Genomic DNA, 17,636 nt, shown 5'->3' on the forward strand with positions numbered 1-17,636 from the left:
AAGGGCTCCTCAAAGTGATGGAACAAGCTTAGGATGAATCATGTTCCGGGGCTTGATCCAGGTCAATGTAGTTGTCATGCCCCACAGATAGGCTTGAACCATGTCCATGTTTCAACCCGGTGCGCCGGCTTCTTCTGCGGGGCATCCTTCTGACAGCGTGGCAGATCCGTTGCCGCCGCAGCGGGTAGAGCTGCTGGATGACCCCCAGGAATGGCTGGCGTTCGGCCGACCCTGCACCCCTGCCGGTAGCCCCTTGCCAGGTGGCGCCACCGACCCTGCAACGGCCGACGGTGCAGCCACCGCATGGGACTCCCATGTGGTGCTGGAGGGCATGCACTGCGCGGCCTGTGCCCTCACGATCGAAGACGCCCTGCGGGCCGTGCCCGGCGTGTTGCAAGCCGATGTGAGCGCCGCTACGCGCCGGGCGCGCGTGGTGTGGCAGCCTGGCCGGGTATTGCCGTCGCAGTGGATGGAGGCCGTGCGCCACGCGGGTTACCGTGCCATGCCCGCCATGGATGCGTTTGCGCGCGACCAGCGCCTGCGCGAGAGCCGCCGTGCGCTGTGGCGCTGGCTGGTGGCGGGCTTTTGCATGATGCAGGTGATGATGTATGCGTGGCCCGCCTACGTGGCACAGCCGGGCGACCTGTCGGGCGAGATGGAGCAGCTGTTGCGCTGGGCCTCCTGGGTCATCACGCTGCCCATGGTGGTCTTTTCCTGTGGTCCATTTTTTACCAGCGCGCTGCGAGACGTTCGCCTGCGCCGCGTCAGCATGGACCTGCCTGTGGCGTTGGGCATGGCCATCACGTTCGTGGTCAGCACCGCTGGCACTTTTGACCCTGCAGGCATCTTTGGCAAGGAGGTGTACTACGACTCCTTGACCATGTTCGTGTTCTTCCTGCTCACTGGCCGCTGGCTGGAGTTGCGCCTGCGGGATCGCACGGCGGGTGCGCTGGAGGCCGTGATGAACCGCCTGCCCGACAGTGTGGAGCGGCGAGCGGCGGATGGCAGCTTCACCCGCGTGGCCACGCGGCGCATTGTGGTGGGAGACACCATCCGTGTGCTGCCCGGCGAGGCGTTTCCCGCCGACGGCCGCATCACGGCAGGCAGCACCCACGCCGATGAGGCTCTTCTGACGGGCGAATCCACACCCGTTGCACGCCCTGTTGGCAGCGCCGTGACGGCGGGCAGCTACAACCTGCAGGCGCCGGTCGAGGTGCTGGTGGAAGGCACGGGTGGGCAAACCCGCTTTGCGCAGATCGTGGCACTGATGGAGAGCGCATCGCTGCAGAAGCCACGGCTGGCGCAGCTGGCGGACCGCATTGCGCGGCCTTTCCTGGTCGCCGTGTTGCTGGCGGCGGCGCTGGCGGTTGCCTACTGGTGGTCGTCGGACCCCGGGCATGCGCTGATGGTGGGGGTGGCCGTGCTCATCGTCACCTGCCCGTGCGCGTTGTCGCTGGCCACCCCGGTGGCCATGCTCACGGCGGCAGGCACGCTGGCGCGCCACGGCGTGCTGGTGCGCAATCTGCAGGGGCTGGAGGCGCTGGCCCAGGTGGACACCATGGTGTTTGACAAGACCGGTACGCTGACCCGCGACGGCATGGCGCTGCAAGCGGTGCATCCTGCGGGCGGTTGCAGTGCAGAAGAGGCGCTGGACTTGGCCGCAGCGCTCGCGCGCCAGTCCATGCACCCGGCTTCGCGGGCCTTGGCTGCGGCGGCTTCTGCACAGCAGCTGCCGTTGGGGCGTTGGCAGGTGACGGGTCTGCAAGAGGATGCAGGGCAGGGGCTGACTGCTACCGTGGAGGACACCACCGGGGCAGCAGTTGCTCGCACGATCCGCTTGGGCTCTGCCCGCCATGCGGGCGTTGCCAACGATGCCAACGGTGCTGCGCTGCAGGTCGTGCTCTCTGAGCAATCGGCAGATGGAGCCTTGCGCGAACTGGCCCGCTTTGATCTGGTGGAAGACCTGCGGGCTGAGGCCTCCGCCGTGGTGCACGCCTTGCAGCAGGACGGTGTGGCTGTGCAATTGCTGTCGGGTGACCGCCGGGGTGCAGTGCAGCGGGTGGCCACGCAGGCTGGTATTGCCCATGCCCAGGGCGAGTGCACTCCGCAGGGCAAGCTGGCAGCGCTACGGGCACTGCAGTCGGAAGGACACCACGTGGCCATGGTGGGTGATGGCCTCAATGATGGCCCGGTGCTTGCGGGGGCCCATGTCTCTTTTGCTTTCGGCCGTGCCGTGCCACTGGCGCAGTCTCGGGCGGACTTTGTAGTGCTGGGCGACAGCCTTGTGCTGGTGCCGCAAACGGTGCTGCTGGCGCGCCGCACCCTGCGCGTGGTGCGCCAGAACCTGTGGTGGGCTGCGGCCTACAACGCGCTGTGCGTGCCGCTGGCGGTGCTGGGCTGGATGCCCGCCTGGCTGGCCGGGCTGGGCATGGCGCTGAGTTCGCTGCTGGTGGTGCTCAACGCAGCGCGCCTCGCGCGCGACCTGCCTTCCTTGCCTGGCTCGCACAGTAGTGCGCCATTGCCCACGGTGGCGTTGCCTGCACGCCCCGACCCCGTGGCTGGCAGCACGCCGCAGCCGCCCCTTGATCTTTCGAAGACCTCACTGGAGCCTGTCTGATGGACATCCTTTATTTGCTGATTCCTTTGTCCGTGATGCTGGTGCTCCTGATTCTGGGAGGCCTGTGGTGGGCGGTGTACCACGGGCAGTTCGAGAGCGTCGAACAAGAGGGGGAGCGCATTCTCCGAGACGGTTGACTTGTGTCAATGCCCGATAGCCGCGACTGCAACAAACTCTTACTGCAATACAAAGAGGTGCCCGATGGATTTTCCAAAAACAAATGCTGCGCACTACAACGACACTGTCGTGCGGCAGTTCTCTATCCTGGCCGTGGTGGTGGGGGTGGTCGGCATGCTGGTGGGCGTCATCATCGCCGCCCAGTTGGCTTGGCCAGAACTCAACTTTGGCATTCCGTGGCTGAGTTATGGCCGCTTGCGACCTTTGCACACCAATGCGGTGATCTTTGGTTTTGGCGGTAGCGCGCTGTTTGCTACCAGCTACTACGTGGTGCAGCGCACCTGCCAGGTCCGGCTTTTTGCTGGCCCACTGGCCGCATTCACCTTCTGGGGCTGGGTGCTGGTCATTGCGGCAGCGGTCATCAGCCTGCCCATGGGCTACACCCAAGGCAAGGAATACGCTGAACTTGAATGGCCCATTGACATCCTGATCACGCTGGTCTGGGTGTCCTATGCCATCGTGTTCTTCGGAACCATTGGCACCCGCAAGGTCAAGCACATCTATGTGGCCAACTGGTTCTTTGGTGCCTTCATCCTGGCCGTGGCTCTGCTGCACCTGGTGAACAGCGCAGCCATCCCTGCGGGCATGATGAAGAGCTACTCGGCCTATGCCGGTGTGCAGGACGCCATGGTGCAATGGTGGTACGGCCACAATGCAGTGGGCTTCTTCCTGACCGCTGGCTTCCTGGGCATGATGTACTACTTCATCCCCAAGCAGGCGGGCCGTCCGGTGTACAGCTACCGCCTGTCGATCGTCCACTTCTGGGCGCTGATCTTCACGTACATGTGGGCGGGCCCACACCACCTGCACTACACCGCGCTGCCTGACTGGACGCAATCGGTGGGCATGGTGTTCTCGCTCATCCTGCTGGCCCCCAGCTGGGGCGGCATGATCAACGGCATCATGACCCTGTCGGGCGCATGGCACAAGCTGCGTGATGACCCCATCCTGCGCTTCCTGATCGTGTCGCTGTCGTTCTATGGCATGTCCACGTTCGAAGGCCCGATGATGTCCATCAAGACCGTCAATGCCCTGAGCCACTACACCGACTGGACCATTGGCCACGTGCACTCCGGCGCCCTGGGCTGGGTGGGCCTGATCTCGATGGGTTCGCTGTACTACCTGGTGCCGCGCCTGTTCGGCAAGGACAAGATGCACTCTGTCAAGGCGATCGAGCTGCACTTCTGGATGGCCACCATCGGCATCGTGCTGTACATCGCAGCGATGTGGATTGCCGGCGTGATGCAGGGCCTGATGTGGCGCGCGGTCAACCCCGACGGCACCCTGACCTACACCTTCGTGGAAAGCGTGAAGGCCACCTATCCCTTCTATGTGATCCGTGTGGCGGGTGGCTTGCTGTACCTGGGCGGCATGCTGGTCATGGCCTGGAACGTGTGGCTGACTGCCATCTCGGGCCGTTCGGTCAAGGTGGCCATTCCTGCTGTGAACGCGGCCCACGCTTGAGTCCGAAGGAGATCATTCATGTCCAACAACAACACATCTGCTTCGACCGGTTTCTCCCATGAAAAGGTGGAGACCAACAACTTTCTGATGATCGTGCTCATCCTGATCGTGATCGCCATTGGTGGTCTGGTCGAGATCGTGCCCCTGTTCTTCCAGAAATCAACGACCGAGGCGGTCAAGGGTGTGGAGCCCTACAACGCCCTGCAGCTGGCGGGCCGCGACATCTACATCCGCGAGGGTTGCTATAACTGCCATTCGCAGATGATCCGCCCCTTCCGCGCCGAGACGCTGCGCTACGGCCACTACTCGGTGGCGGGCGAGTTTGTGTATGACCATCCCTTCCAGTGGGGCAGCAAGCGCACGGGGCCTGACCTGCACCGCGTGGGTGGCAAGTACAGCGACGAATGGCATCGCATCCACCTGAACAACCCCCGCGATGTGGTGCCCGAGTCCAACATGCCCGCATACCCCTGGCTCGAAAAGAACCAGGTGGACCCCGCAGTGATGGCTCCCCGCATGAAGGCCCTGCGCACCGTGGGCGTGCCTTACACCGACGAGCAGATCACCGCTGCGGCGGGTGAGGTCAAGGGCAAGACGGAGCAGGACGCGCTCATCGCCTACCTGCAAGTCATGGGCCGTGCGCTCAAGTAAGCAAAGGAGATATCCCATGGACATCACCACCATGCGCATCGTCGCCACCCTGGCATCGATGGCCTGCTTCATTGGCATCTGGGTCTGGGCCTACCGAGGCCGCAACAAGGCCCGGTTCGACGAGGCAGCCCAGCTGCCTTTCGAGACAGATTGACCTTCACCAGAACGAGAACACCCCATGAGTGACTTCACCAGCAATTTCTGGTCGGTCTTTGTGACCACGCTGACCCTGGTCGGCATCATCGCCTGCGGCATCCTGCTTTGGATGGCAGGCCGCAAGAAGGTGGTTGCCACCTCCGACAACACCACCGGCCACGTCTGGGACGAGGACCTGGTTGAAATGAACAACCCCCTGCCGCGCTGGTGGGTGTGGCTGTTCGTCATCACCATCGTCTTTGGCCTGGGCTACCTGGCTGCCTACCCAGGTCTTGGCAGCTTTACCGGCAAGCTCAACTGGACGCAAAAGGGGGAGTACGAAGCCGAGATGGCCAAGGCCAAGACGGAGCTGGAGCCGCTGTATGCCCGCTTTGTATCCATGAAGCCCGAAGACGTGGCCAAGGACCCGCAGGCCCATGCCATTGGCGAGCGCTTGTTCATGAACAACTGCGCGCAGTGCCACGGCTCGGATGCACGCGGCAGCAAGGGCTTCCCGAACCTGACGGACAACGACTGGTTGCATGGCGGCACACCCGAAAAGATCCGCGAGACACTGGAGAAGGGCCGCATCGGCAACATGCCCCCCATGGCAGCGGCCGTGGGCACCCCAGAAGACGTGCGCAACCTGTCGCATTACGTGTTGAGCCTGTCGGGTAGCCCGCACGACTCGCTGCGTGCATCGCTGGGCAAGTCCAAATTTGCGGCTTGCGCGGCCTGCCACGGCATGGATGGCAAGGGCAACCAGGCACTGGGTGCACCCAATCTGACCGACGATATCTGGCTGCATGGCTGGGGCGAGGCTGCCATCACGGCCATGATCAATAACGGAAAGGTCAACCAGATGCCTGCACAGGCCGAGAAGTTGACCGAGGCGCAGATCGGCGTACTCTCTGCCTATGTGTGGGGCCTGTCGAACAAGCAGGTGGCTGCACGTTGATATGTCCACCGGGCGGTGCTTGAGGCACTGCCCGGGTTTTCTTTTCAGAGTAAGCCTGTCCTCCGTTCATAAAGCGACACCATGAGCACACCCAGCGAGCCTGCTCGCAAGGTCATCCCGATTACGCCAGTCGCCGCCGATGCGTCCTCTGCGGGCGAGATCATCTCGCTGTACGAAGCGCAAAAGAAGATCTACCCGCGCTCGATCAGCGGATTGTTTGCGCGCTGGCGTTGGGGCATGGTGCTTTTGACGCAGCTGGTGTTTTACGGGCTGCCGTGGTTTGAATGGGGCCAGCGCCAGATGGTGCTGTTTGATCTCGGGGCTCGCAGGTTCTACATCTTTGGCCTGGTGCTCTATCCGCAGGATTTCATCTATCTCACCGGCCTTCTGATCATTTCGGCGCTGTCGCTGTTCCTCTTCACCGCCGTGGCAGGTCGACTGTGGTGTGGCTTTGCCTGTCCGCAGACGGTGTACACCGAAATGTTCATGTGGATCGAGCACAAGATCGAAGGCGATCGCAGTGCCCGCCTCCGTCTGGACAACGGTCCCTGGACGTTCGAGAAGATCCGCAAAAAGTTTCTCAAGCAGGTGGTGTGGATCACCGTGGCCCTGTGGACTGGGTTCACTTTCGTAGGGTACTTCGTGCCCATCCGCGAACTGGGCAGCGAGCTGCTGGCGTTTGAAGGCGGCTGGCAGATTTTCTGGGTGCTGTTCTACGGTTTTGCCACCTACGGCAACGCAGGCTTCATGCGCGAGCAGGTCTGCAAGTACATGTGTCCCTATGCGCGCTTTCAGAGTGCAATGTTTGATAAAGACACGCTCATCGTCACCTACGACCCTGAGCGTGGCGAGCAGCGCGGCCCGCGCAAGAAGAACATTGACTACAAGGCCCAGGGGCTTGGCGACTGCATTGACTGCTCGCTGTGTGTGCAGGTCTGTCCGGTGGGCATCGATATCCGCAAGGGCTTGCAATATGAGTGCATTGGTTGCGGGTTGTGTGTGGACGCCTGCAATACGGTGATGGACAAGATGCAGTACCCGCGTGGCCTGATCCGCTATTCCACCCAGAACGGTGTGGCCAAGCGCTGGACGCAGTCCCAGATGCTGCGTCGCGTGTTGCGTCCCCGTGTGCTGATCTACACCGCCGTGCTGGTAGCACTGTGCGTTGCCATGCTGGCCAGCCTGGTGGTGCGCACGCCGCTGAAGGTGGATGTCGTGCGTGACCGGGCCGCGCTCTCGCGCATTGTGGCGGGGGGCAAACTGGAGAATATTTACCGGCTGCAGATCATGAATGCCACGGAGGGCGCACAGCGCTACCGCATCAGTGCGCGTGGACTGGAGGGGCTGGAGGTGGCCTCCGAGGCCGAAGTGGATATTGGCGCAGCAGAGTCGCGCTGGGTGGCCGTGCGTTTGCAGATTCCGTACGGTTCCGCCAAGTCGGGCTCGCATGCGGTTCAGTTTGACGTGCAGGCAGTAGGGGCAGCTGCCCACGTGACGGAAAAATCCGTGTTTCTTGTGCCGCGTTGAGCGGCATCCCGTTGGGGCCTTTCAGGGCCGCACTTTGACCGATATTGTTGAGGAGTAGAGCACCATGTCTTCAAACCCTGCCATCGCGACACCGGCAGTTCCCGTGCCCTGGTGGAAGTTCGGCCATGTGTGGCTGGTGATTGCCGGGCCTGCCATCGTGATCGTGGCTGGCTTTGTGACGCTGTGGCTGGCGATTTCTCGGCCTGACCCGGTGGTGGCCGAGGATTACTACCGCCAGGGCATTGAGATCAATAAGACCTTGGTGGCGCCGGAGAAAAGCCTGGCACCGGCACTCAAGGCCCGCAACCATGCGGCCACCCCCGTGCAAGACCAACCACGCTGACAACCCTCCGGTCGCTGCCCCCAGCGACCCCAGGCAGCACCAGGAGACAGAACCGATATGTGGACGCAACGCCTGATGTGGATTGCATGGCCCGCCTTCTTGATGGCGGGCGTGCTGGAGATGCTGGTTTTTGCCATGGTGGACCCCCAGGACCTGCACTGGTTCGGTCAGCCCCTGGCGCTGTCACGGCAAGGGGTGTACACCCTCGCATTTTTTGTGTTTTGGACCATCACCATGGCCACGAGCGCATTGACGACACTGCTGTCCATGTCTCCGTTCGAGGTCAACCGGTGCCCGGTGCCCGATGGTGAGCGCCCTGAAGATTGCCGCAAGACATCGTCCTGCCCCTGAGCCTTTTTCGCCTGCTTGTCTGGGCATGCAGTGCATGCCGTTTCGCAAGAGATGGTTGTACTTGGTGCGGAACCCACCGTCCGCGTGGAAGTGGCTCGGTGTCAGTGTCGTCAGTGGCAGGTCTGCTGGCTGTTCACAATGCGTCGCAGGGCATCGGTGTCGAGAATGCGCACATGGCGCTGTTTGACTTCCACGATCCCTTCTTCCACAAACTTGGAGAAGGTCCGGCTGACCGTTTCGAGTTTGAGACCGAGGTAGCTGCCGATTTCTTCGCGCGTCATGCGCAACACCAGTTCCGACTGCGAGAAGCCCCGTGCATGCAGGCGCTGCACCAGGTTTAGCAAAAAGGCAGCCAGGCGTTCCTCGGCACGCATGCTGCCCAGCAGCAACATCACGCCGTGCTCGCGCACGATCTCGCGACTCATGATCTTGTGCACGTGGTGCTGCAGGGCTGTGACTTCGCGTGACAGCTCTTCAATGCGGTCGAAAGGCATGACACACACTTCAGCATCTTCAAGTGCCACCGCATCACAGGTATGGTGGTCATTGACGATGCCGTCGAGCCCGATGATCTCGCCCGCCATCTGAAAGCCCGTGACCTGGTCGCGACCGTCTTCTGTGGCCACGCAGGTCTTGAAGAACCCGGTGCGGATGGCATACAGGGACGTGAAGGACTCGCCATTGCGAAACAGCGTGCCTCCGCGTTTGACTCTGCGACGGACGGCAACCACCTCGTCAATGCGCTGGAGCTGCTCTTCGTTCAAGCCCACGGGCATGCACAGCTCGCGGAGGTTGCAGTTGGAGCAGGCGACTTTGATGGTGAGCGGGTTCATAGGCACATGGACTTGGGTTGTTGGTCGAGCATATCGTGCTTGCCGTACACGAACCTGAATACAGGGCGCGGGCGAGCGGCTGACCTTCATCAAATTGTCGCCGTATCGCTTGTTGGTTCACTTGATGCAGGTCAAGGACATGTCCCGGAGCCTACGGCACAGTCAAGGTGTACGCAAGGAAATTTCCCCATGACTGCTGTTTCGCCAGATCTTCTGCGCCGCTTTGACGTGCCAGGGCCCCGTTATACGTCCTATCCAACGGCCGACCGATTTGTGGAGGCCTTCGGTCAGGAAGATTATGTGCTGGCGCTGCAACAGCGCCGTTCGGGCACGCTGGCCAAGGCCATGCCGCTGTCCCTGTACGTGCACATCCCGTTTTGCGAATCCCTGTGCTACTACTGCGCCTGCAACAAGATCATCACCAAACACCATGACCGCGCCGAGGTCTACTTGCGCTACCTGAGCCGCGAGATCGACCTGCACACCGCGCACTGTGGCGTAGGACAGGTGGTGAGTCAATTGCACCTGGGCGGTGGCACGCCCACCTTCCTCTCCGATGCGGGCTTGCGAGAGCTGATGGCCATGCTCAAGCGCAGCTTCACGCTGGCGCCCGGGGGTGAATACTCGATCGAAGTGGATCCGCGCACGGTCAACTCCGAGCGTCTGGCGCTCCTGGCTGAATTGGGTTTTAACCGCCTGAGTTTTGGCGTGCAGGACTTTGATGCCGAAGTGCAAAAGGCCGTGCACCGCATTCAGCCTGCGGAGCAGGTTTTTGCGCTGGTGGAGTCCGCCCGCTCGCTGGGCTTTGATTCGGTGAACGTGGACCTGATCTACGGCCTGCCGCGCCAGACGCCAGAGTCTTTTGACCGCACGCTGGCGCAGGTGGCGCAGCTGCGGCCTGACCGCATTGCGTTGTATGCCTATGCACACTTGCCGGAGCGTTTCAAGCCACAGCGTCGCATCATCTCCGCCGAATTGCCCACGGGCGCGAGCAAGCTGTCTATGCTCTCGCGCTCACTCGATGCGTTCATGGACGCTGGGTATGTCTATGTGGGCATGGACCACTTTGCTCTGCCTACCGACGCACTGGCTGTGGCCAAGCGCCAGGGACGCTTGCACCGCAACTTCCAGGGCTACAGCACGCAGCCAGACTGCGACCTGATTGGGCTGGGCGTATCGGCCATCGGCCGGGTAGGGGCGACTTACAGCCAGAACTCCAAGACGCTGGACGAGTACTACGACTTCCTGGACCAAGGGCGGCTGCCTGTGGTCCGCGGGCTGGCCCTGACCCGCGACGACTTGGTGCGCCGCGCGGCCATCATGGCCCTGATGTGCCAGGGCGAGCTGCTGTTCGAGCCGATGGAGCAGGCGTGGTTGATCGATTTCCGCCAGTACTTCGCAGCAGAGTTGGCGCAGCTGGAGGGTATGCGGGAGCAGGGGTTGGTACGGGTGGGGCCGGAGGGCATTGAAGTGACCGCCACCGGGTGGTTCTTCGTGCGCGGTATCGCCATGGTTTTTGACCGCTATCTGCAGGCGGACCGCAACCGCGCCCGGTTTTCGCGCATCATCTGACACCTATGCTTGCCACTGTTGGCTGGACTGCTTTGCTCATGGGACTCGCCGGCGGGTCCCATTGCTTGGCCATGTGTTCTGCGCCCTGCGGAGCGTTGGTGCGGCAGGGCGGCGCAGCACCGGCGGACGGTGGTGCGGAGCAGGAGGTGCGCTGGGCGCCGCGTGGCGGTGCGCTGCAGCGCACCATGGCCTTTCACGCAGGGCGCCTGGTGGGGTATGCCAGCGCAGGTGCACTGGCGGCCTTGGCCATGGACAGTCTGGCATGGCTGACCCAGCAAACCAGCGCGCTGCGCCCCGCCTGGACACTCATGCATGTGGCGGTGATGGCCTGGGGGCTCATGATGATGGTGCAGTCGCGGCAGCCTGCCTGGGTGGAGCAGGCGGGTCGCTCCGTGTGGGCGCGTGTTCGTCCGCTGGTCGGGGCACCGGGCGGAGTGATGGCGGCCGGGGTCCTGTGGGCCCTGATGCCTTGTGGACTGCTCTATTCGGCCCTGTTGGTCGCGGCGCTCAGCGGGGGGGCGCTGGAGGGTGCCCTGACCATGGCTCTGTTTGCAGTGGGCAGCGGGGTGTGGCTGGTGGGCGGCCCCTGGGCTTGGAGCAGCCTTCGCAACCGCCTGAATCTCGCGCGGGCGCAGTGGGGCACGAGGGCCGCAGGCGCCATGCTGTGCGCGGTCGCTGCCTGGGCACTGTGGATGGATCTCATTTACAAGCCGTCGCTCTGGTGCCGCTGAGCGCGCGGCGCTGATCCGTCCACATGAACCCAGTCGCCCCGCGGCTGGAAGGTGGGCGATGCCTTTGTCGCGGGGACTGGGGTGGTCCAGCCAGGCCCGCTTTCAGTCAAGTGTTGCCGGATCGCTGCGCGGCCTGCCGGTTCTTCGCCACGTCACTGGAACTGGTGATAATCTGCGTAACTATTGGTGGCATTGATGTCGCCATGTATCGTGCGCCTGACGTGAACTCATCCATCCTCATCGACATCAGCCAACTGCGTGTCGGCATGTACATCCAGCTCGACGTGGGCTGGATGCATCATCCGTTCCCGACCAGCAGTTTTCGGGTTGCGTCGTCGGAGCAGATCACCACCTTGCGGGAGCTGGGACTGACCGAGGTGCGTTACGTCCCCAAGAAGAGCGATCCTGAACTCCAGGAGCTGGTGCCGGCCGCCTGGAGCGTGCCTGAAATGACAGTGCCGCCGCCCAACGGTCTGGATGCGCCCGGGCCTGGCACGACCACTGTCGTGGACCCCGAGGCACAGCGTCGCCGTGAGCTGCTGGAAGCGCAAAACCGGGCCTTGGCCGCCTGCAACCAGCGTTTCTCGGAAGCCACGCGGCAGTACCAGTCCATGGAGCGCACGGTGTCAGAGCACCCGGACCAGGCCAGGGCCAAGGGGGAGGCACTGGTTTCGGGGTGTGTTACCGAACTGCTGGAAAACGGCGACTCCGTCATCCGGCTGCTGTCCGAGGGCGTGGGCGAGCGCAACGGATTGCATCCGATCAATGTGATGGTGATATCGCTGCTGCTGGGTCGGTCCCTGGGCATGAAAAGCGAGGAGCTGCACGATCTGGGTGTTGCCGCGTTGATCCATGACATCGGTAAGCTCAAGCTGCCGCCCAATCTGCGTCAGCCTACGCCCTCCATGATCCCCATGGAGCGCACGCGCTACGAGACCCACGTGGTGGAATCCGTGGCCTTGGCCAAACGCATGGGGTTTGCCGATGCGGTGCTGACTGCAGTGGCCCGGCACCACGAGATGTGTGACGGCAGCGGGTTTCCCCAACGCTTGAAGGGGCCTGACCTGGGGCGCATGAGCCAGGTCCTGGCCCTGGTCAATCAATACGACCGGATGTGCAACCCGGCCATGGGTGTGACGGCGCTGACGCCGCATGAGGCGCTATCCGTCATCTTTGCCCAGCTCAAGGCGCGGTTTGATTCGGTGGTCCTGGGGGCTTTCATTCGCATGATGGGGGTGTACCCGCCCGGCTCCATCGTGCAGTTGGTCAACGACCGGTATGCCATCGTGGCATCGGTCAATTCGTCGCGGCCTTTGCGGCCCAAGGTCATCGTGCACGACCCGCGCGTACCGAAGGATGAAGCGCCGATACTGGATCTGGAAACCGTACCTGAACTGGGCATACGGCGCAGCCTCAAGCCCGCGCAGCTCCCGCGTGACGCGCTGGACTACCTGTCGCCTCGACAGCGGATCTGTTACTTTTTTGAGCGAGCGGTCAGTCCCGGCCCTGACGAGGCCTCGGCGTGAACGACTTGCAAGCGCTCGGATGGCTGGATGGCCTGCAGGAGGCCGTGTGGCTGTTGGATGAGACAAACCAGCACATTCTGCAAGCCAACGCAGGCGCCGAGCGTCTGACAGGGCTGTCTGCCGCTGACATGCAGGGGCGGTCTGTGCTGGATCTGGCCAGCACGCCCCAGGAGCTGGCGTTCTGGTCCGAGCCGGCCGATGTGATTGCCCAAGGCGTTCCAGCCCACACCAGTTTGCTGCGTGCCGATGGCAGTCTGGTACCGGTGCAGCGTTGCGTCCGGCGAGTGCCTTGGGGGGCGAGTGGCACCAGTGTGCTGCTGCTGACCATGCTGGACCGCAGCCGCCAGGAGACCACCGAGCGCGAGTTGGAGACATTGCTCTCTGAGTTGCGTGCCACTCTGGATTCCGCTGCCGACGGCATGCTGGTGTGTGGACTGGACGGCGGTGTGCGGGCATTCAACCAGCGCCTGGCGCAACTGTGGAACCTGCCGCGCCAGCTGCTGGTAGAGCGTGACGATGCTGCGGTATACGCCTTCATGGCGGACCAGGTGGCAGACGCCCGTTTGTATGCCGAACGCTTGGCAGCCATCGACCGCGAGCCGACGCAAGAGAGCACCGACATCGTCGAGTTGCGCAATGGTGTGGTGCTGGAGATGCGCACGGTGCCGCAGTTCAGCCAGGGCCGTGCGGTGGGCCGGGTGTATTCGTTCCGGGACATCACCCGCCAGACGGAGATCCAGGCCAGCCTTCGCCTGGCCGCGCGCGTGTTCGAGTCCAGTCTGGATGCGATCTTCATCGCAGACAGCCAGCACCGCATCATGCGCATGAACCCGGGGTGTGAGCGGCTCGTGGGGCCCACGGCCAAGGGTTTTGAAGGCTGTGTGGCGGCCTCGCTCTTTGGCGGTGGCTCGGATGCCTCGTTCATGGAGCAGGTCCTGCAGGGCTGGGCGCAGGATGGCTTCTGGGAAGGCGAGTTGTGGCTGCCCCGTGACAACGGCGCGTATTGTGCTGTCCAGTTGTCCTGGGTGGCCCTGCGGGATGATGAAGGGCGGCTGGTGCAAAGCATTGGCTTCATGCGCGACCTCACACTGCAGCATGCCGCACAAAAGCGAATCGAAGAGCTGGCCTACAGCGATGCCCTTACCGGTCTGCCCAACCGCCTGCTGCTGTCTCAGCGGGTGGATACCGCCATCCAGGGAGCACGCCAGAGCGACACCGGCTTTGCGATCCTGTTTTTGGACATGGACCGATTCAAGATCATCAATGACTCTCTGGGGCACCCCTTTGGGGACCGGGTGCTGCAATTGGTGGCCGAGCGTCTGCAGACCTGTTTGCGGCAAACCGACATGCTGTGCCGCCTGGGGGGGGATGAATTTGTCATCTACCTGCACGGTGGCGACGCATCCGTTGCGGAGAGCGTGGCGCGCCGGATTCTGGACGACATGCTCAAGCCCTTCATGCTCGACAGCATGGGCTTCTCGATCCAGTGCAGTATTGGCATCGCGCTGTACCCGCAGGATGGCGCCACGTTGGACGACCTGATCAAGCAGTCCGACACCGCGATGTACCGGGTCAAGGAGCGTGGCCGTGGCAGCTATGGCTTTTACCAGCCGCAGATGAATGCCAACCTGCTCGCGCGCATGCAGATGGAGCATGCGATGCGGCAGGCACTGGGTCTGCAGCGCATGGCCGTGCACTACCAGCCCCAGGTCAACATGACGACCGGGCGCATCACCGGGGCCGAGGCGCTGCTGCGCTGGACAGATCCCGAGTTTGGCGCGGTATCGCCTGCAGTGTTCATTCCGCTGGCGGAAGAGTCGGGCTACATCGTGACCTTGGGCGCCTGGGTGATGGAGCAGGCGGTGCGTGAGGCCGCACTCTGGATGCACAGCGGCTCGCCCATCATGATTTCCGTGAACGTATCAGCGCTGGAGTTTCGCCAGCCCGACTTTGTGGACCGCATCACGCGCCTCTTGGCGGTGCACCAGTTGCCACCTACTTTGCTGGAACTGGAGCTGACGGAAACCATCCTGCTGCAGGACGCGCAGGAGATGGAGCAGCGTCTGCGCGTGTTGGCGGACCTGGGCATCGGACTGGCGATCGACGATTTCGGCACCGGCTATTCGAGCCTGGCCTATTTGAAGAAACTCCCCATCCACAAGCTCAAGATCGACCAGTCTTTTGTGCGTGGCCTGCCCGACGACGATGGCGACCGGGCCATTGTCAGCGCCATCATCAGCATGGGCCGTGCCATGCACATCGAAGTGGTGGCTGAAGGGGTGGAGACTGAAACCCAGCAGGCGGTGCTGCAGCAAATGCAGTGCGAGCACTACCAGGGCTTTTTGTGCGCGCCCGGGCTGCCGGCCGACCAGTTCCGTGCCCTGCTGAGCAAACCCTTGCCGCTCAAGGCCCAGGGGCGCCACCGGCCTTTGAACACCTGACGCCGAGCGCTCAGATGTTGCAACGCGGCGGACTGCGGAGAGTCCGCCTCTGTGTCGGCCTCAGGCGGCCGAAACGCCTTTCCACAGCATGTAAGCCGCCAGGCCAAACAGCAGCGACGCAAACACGCGCTTGAGTTGCTTGACGGGCAGGTTGTGGGCCGCTTTAGCGCCTAGCGGGGCCGTCAGCACGCTACAGCTTGCAATCACGCCCAGTGCTGGCAGCCAGACGTAGCCCAGGGAGGCTGGAGGCAGGCCGCTCACGTTCTGTCCGCCAATGGCGTACCCGATCACGTTGGCCAGCGCGATGGGGAACCCCAGCGCAGCGCTGGTGGCCACAGCGTTGTGGATGGGCACATTGCACCAGGTCATGAAGGGCACGCTGACAAAGCCGCCGCCCGCGCCGACCAGGCCTGACAGAAATCCGATCACGCCGCCCGCCGCCACCTGGCCTGCGCCACCCGGCATCTGGCGCGTGGGCGCAGGCTTCTTGTCCAGAAACATCTGCGTGGCCGAGAAGCTCACAAACAGTGCGAAGAAGATCGCCAGAAACGAGCCCTTGAGCAGCGCAAACACACCCAGGCTGGCGATGAACCCGCCCAGCACGATGCCAGGCGCCAGGCGCGTGACGATGTCCCACCGCACTGCACCGCGCCGGTGGTGGGCGCGCACGCTGGAGATGGAGGTGAACATGATGGTGGCCATGGAGGTGGCAATTGCCATCTTCACCGCCAAGTCGGGCGACACCTGACGCGCGCCCAGGATGTAGGTCAGGAACGGCACCAGCAGCATGCCACCCCCAATGCCCAGGAGTCCCGCCAGAAAGCCTGTGGCCAGGCCGAGCACACCGAGTTCAACAATCAGCAGGGGATCGAGCATGGCGGGATGTCAGTCAAGAAAGAACAACAGAGCACGCGGGGAGCCGCGAGAAAATGCCCTGTCACGGAAGCACCAGCGGGTGCTTGCGATAACAGGGCATGGGGAAGAGGGTGTCTGCGAATGCCACCGAACTCTCATCCTGAACCGGGGGTTCAGGTGGGCGAGGGCAGCCTGGCGTTGGGTTCATCTGACGCGAGATGATCACGCTCACCGGACGATGTACCAAGCCCGAGCTCAATGAGCATTGGTTCAAGGAAATATAAAGCCCGACAGCTTCGCAGACACGCCAATTGTAGGTGCTGCCAGCGGGCGCTGCGCGCTCGGGGTGATGTAAAGCCCGCAAGCGGCTGTGACGGACGGGCAGGAGGAGCGGTGTGCCTCAGCACACCAAGGACTAGAGAAGGCGTCCGTCGTCGCCCAGAGCGTCGTCCAGACGCTGTACCAAGCTTTGCAGGCGCTGCTGGTCGGTATCCGGCAGCAGGCTTTCCTGGTGCCCCACCACGGGAGCGCTGGCACTGGCAGATGGACTTGCCACGGGCTGTGCTGCAGCCGCAAGGTCTGCGGCTTCGCGGTCGGCGATCTCGAAGGCCAGGTTCAGCGCGGCCAGTACGGCGATACGTTCCCGCGCCCGGACCTTGCCCGCATCGCGGATGCGCGTCATCGCGGTGTCCACGCGCTCCACGGCGTCCAGCAGGCGGCTTTCGTGGCCCTCGGGGCAGGTCAGCAGATAGCTTTGCTGCAGGATCTGCACCTCGATTTGCTTCATTCGGCTTCTTTCGTGAGCGGCGCGGCGGCGGGCAGGCGTTCGAGCAGCGCATCCACCCGGGCGCGTGCTGCGCTCAAGCGGGATTTGAGCGAGTCGCGCTCCTGCGTCAGTGCCGCAACTTGATCAGCCAGCAGGGCATTGGTGCGCTGCAACTCCGCATGTCGCAGCAGCAGGCGCTCCACGCGCTCGGCGATCTGGTCGGTGGGGGACGGTATTGCCATACAGCCTCGGATTGTAGGCGGTGTGACACCGAGCGGTCCCTGGCCCCAAGCTGCAGTGGTGTGCAATGCGCAACAGATACAAGTGCATTGTCGGCCGCGTGGGTGCCATGCGGAGTTGCCCGCTTGATCTGGCGCGCTGGGAGCAGCTTGTAAACGGTCGTAAAATCCACAGGTTGGTGCTCGCGGTGTGGTTCACATGCCGCAGTTCAACGGGAAGCAGGGAGGCGCCGTACCACCGGTACCCGCCCAGCCTGCGCTGCCCCCGCAACGGTCAGCGGACGAATCACCTGATTCTCTCTCCATCCATAAGCCACTGGGCGCCTTGAACAAGCGCCTGGGAAGGCATTGGGGGGGTGTTCCGCCAGCCCGGATACCGGCCAACACGGTGGCTGCGTGCGCCCTTTTTTGGCGCTGCGCGGCTGTATCACCCACATGCTGGCGGGAGGC

At 63.2% G+C, this 17,636-nt stretch carries 17 protein-coding genes and 1 riboswitch; of the genes, 13 read left to right on the forward strand and 4 right to left on the reverse strand.

Annotation, left to right across the window (positions count from 1 at the left end; all coding sequences use genetic code 11):
* Positions 1 to 106 precede the first annotated feature (106 nt).
* The 9 genes from ACTJKQ_RS13630 (at position 107) to ACTJKQ_RS13670 (ending at position 8,223) form a co-directional block, all read left to right on the forward strand.
* Positions 107 to 2,617, forward strand: coding sequence for a heavy metal translocating P-type ATPase (locus ACTJKQ_RS13630; protein WP_440597178.1), 2,511 nt, complete (start codon positions 107 to 109; stop codon positions 2,615 to 2,617).
* Positions 2,617 to 2,754 (forward strand): cbb3-type cytochrome oxidase assembly protein CcoS, encoded by a 138-nt coding sequence (gene ccoS, locus ACTJKQ_RS13635; RefSeq protein ID WP_010460651.1) that lies wholly within the window; start codon positions 2,617 to 2,619, stop codon positions 2,752 to 2,754. The genes ACTJKQ_RS13630 and ccoS overlap by 1 nt, the downstream gene beginning before the upstream one ends.
* 64 nt (positions 2,755 to 2,818) lie before the next feature.
* Positions 2,819 to 4,258 carry a cytochrome-c oxidase, cbb3-type subunit I gene (ccoN, locus tag ACTJKQ_RS13640; RefSeq protein WP_099730653.1) on the forward strand — a complete coding sequence of 480 codons (1,440 nt, stop codon included), beginning with the start codon at positions 2,819 to 2,821 and terminating at the stop codon, positions 4,256 to 4,258.
* An 18-nt stretch (positions 4,259 to 4,276) separates the two neighbouring features.
* Positions 4,277 to 4,909 (forward strand): cytochrome-c oxidase, cbb3-type subunit II, encoded by a 633-nt coding sequence (gene ccoO, locus ACTJKQ_RS13645; RefSeq protein WP_056747154.1) that lies wholly within the window; start codon positions 4,277 to 4,279, stop codon positions 4,907 to 4,909.
* Positions 4,910 to 4,925: 16 nt separating this feature from the next.
* On the forward strand, positions 4,926 to 5,063 hold the full coding sequence (locus tag ACTJKQ_RS13650; protein ID WP_015014811.1) for a CcoQ/FixQ family Cbb3-type cytochrome c oxidase assembly chaperone: 138 nt from the start codon (positions 4,926 to 4,928) through the stop codon (positions 5,061 to 5,063).
* Positions 5,064 to 5,087: 24 nt separating this feature from the next.
* Positions 5,088 to 6,002 carry a cytochrome-c oxidase, cbb3-type subunit III gene (gene ccoP / locus ACTJKQ_RS13655; protein WP_056064389.1) on the forward strand — a complete coding sequence of 305 codons (915 nt, stop codon included), beginning with the start codon at positions 5,088 to 5,090 and terminating at the stop codon, positions 6,000 to 6,002.
* Between the two features lie 81 nt (positions 6,003 to 6,083).
* Positions 6,084 to 7,529, forward strand: a complete 1,446-nt coding sequence (ccoG, locus tag ACTJKQ_RS13660; protein WP_440597136.1) for a cytochrome c oxidase accessory protein CcoG — start codon at positions 6,084 to 6,086, stop codon at positions 7,527 to 7,529.
* Positions 7,530 to 7,593: 64 nt separating this feature from the next.
* Entirely contained in the window at positions 7,594 to 7,872 is a 279-nt protein-coding gene (locus tag ACTJKQ_RS13665; RefSeq protein ID WP_056064383.1) for a FixH family protein, read from the forward strand.
* 57 nt (positions 7,873 to 7,929) lie between these two features.
* On the forward strand, positions 7,930 to 8,223 hold the full coding sequence (locus ACTJKQ_RS13670; protein ID WP_288851439.1) for a hypothetical protein: 294 nt from the start codon (positions 7,930 to 7,932) through the stop codon (positions 8,221 to 8,223).
* A 110-nt stretch (positions 8,224 to 8,333) separates the two neighbouring features.
* On the opposite strand, the gene fnr is transcribed toward ACTJKQ_RS13670, so the two are convergent.
* A complete protein-coding gene (fnr, locus tag ACTJKQ_RS13675; RefSeq protein ID WP_440597137.1) occupies positions 8,334 to 9,056 on the reverse strand; it encodes a fumarate/nitrate reduction transcriptional regulator Fnr in 723 nt (240 codons plus the stop codon).
* Between the two features lie 189 nt (positions 9,057 to 9,245).
* Between fnr and hemN the strand changes: the two genes are divergently transcribed.
* The 4 genes from hemN to ACTJKQ_RS13695 all read left to right on the forward strand — a co-directional run bounded on the left by hemN (position 9,246) and on the right by ACTJKQ_RS13695 (position 15,326).
* Positions 9,246 to 10,628 carry an oxygen-independent coproporphyrinogen III oxidase gene (gene hemN / locus ACTJKQ_RS13680; RefSeq protein ID WP_440597138.1) on the forward strand — a complete coding sequence of 461 codons (1,383 nt, stop codon included), beginning with the start codon at positions 9,246 to 9,248 and terminating at the stop codon, positions 10,626 to 10,628.
* 5 nt (positions 10,629 to 10,633) lie between these two features.
* On the forward strand, positions 10,634 to 11,359 hold the full coding sequence (locus tag ACTJKQ_RS13685) for a sulfite exporter TauE/SafE family protein (protein WP_440597139.1): 726 nt from the start codon (positions 10,634 to 10,636) through the stop codon (positions 11,357 to 11,359).
* A 203-nt stretch (positions 11,360 to 11,562) separates the two neighbouring features.
* Positions 11,563 to 12,885, forward strand: a complete 1,323-nt coding sequence (locus ACTJKQ_RS13690; protein WP_056064371.1) for an HD-GYP domain-containing protein — start codon at positions 11,563 to 11,565, stop codon at positions 12,883 to 12,885.
* Positions 12,882 to 15,326 (forward strand): EAL domain-containing protein, encoded by a 2,445-nt coding sequence (locus ACTJKQ_RS13695; protein WP_440597140.1) that lies wholly within the window; start codon positions 12,882 to 12,884, stop codon positions 15,324 to 15,326. The genes ACTJKQ_RS13690 and ACTJKQ_RS13695 overlap by 4 nt, the downstream gene beginning before the upstream one ends.
* A 60-nt stretch (positions 15,327 to 15,386) precedes the next feature.
* Here the strand turns inward: ACTJKQ_RS13695 and ACTJKQ_RS13700 are convergent, their stop codons facing one another.
* The 3 genes from ACTJKQ_RS13700 to ACTJKQ_RS13710 form a co-directional block, all read right to left on the reverse strand.
* On the reverse strand, positions 15,387 to 16,202 hold the full coding sequence (locus ACTJKQ_RS13700; RefSeq protein ID WP_440597141.1) for a sulfite exporter TauE/SafE family protein: 816 nt from the start codon (positions 16,200 to 16,202) through the stop codon (positions 15,387 to 15,389).
* 394 nt (positions 16,203 to 16,596) lie between these two features.
* Positions 16,597 to 16,968, reverse strand: coding sequence for a cell division protein ZapA (locus tag ACTJKQ_RS13705; RefSeq protein WP_056064363.1), 372 nt, complete (start codon positions 16,966 to 16,968; stop codon positions 16,597 to 16,599).
* The gene (locus tag ACTJKQ_RS13710; protein WP_015014799.1) at positions 16,965 to 17,189 is read right to left on the reverse strand and encodes a hypothetical protein; all 225 of its coding nucleotides are present in this window, start codon (positions 17,187 to 17,189) and stop codon (positions 16,965 to 16,967) included. The genes ACTJKQ_RS13705 and ACTJKQ_RS13710 overlap by 4 nt, the downstream gene beginning before the upstream one ends.
* 158 nt (positions 17,190 to 17,347) lie before the next feature.
* Positions 17,348 to 17,585: riboswitch (cobalamin riboswitch) on the forward strand.
* Positions 17,586 to 17,636 lie beyond the last annotated feature (51 nt).

Origin of the sequence: Acidovorax sp. 22279 (assembly GCF_052045435.1) — a bacterium.
GTDB lineage: Bacteria > Pseudomonadota > Gammaproteobacteria > Burkholderiales > Burkholderiaceae_C > Acidovorax > Acidovorax delafieldii.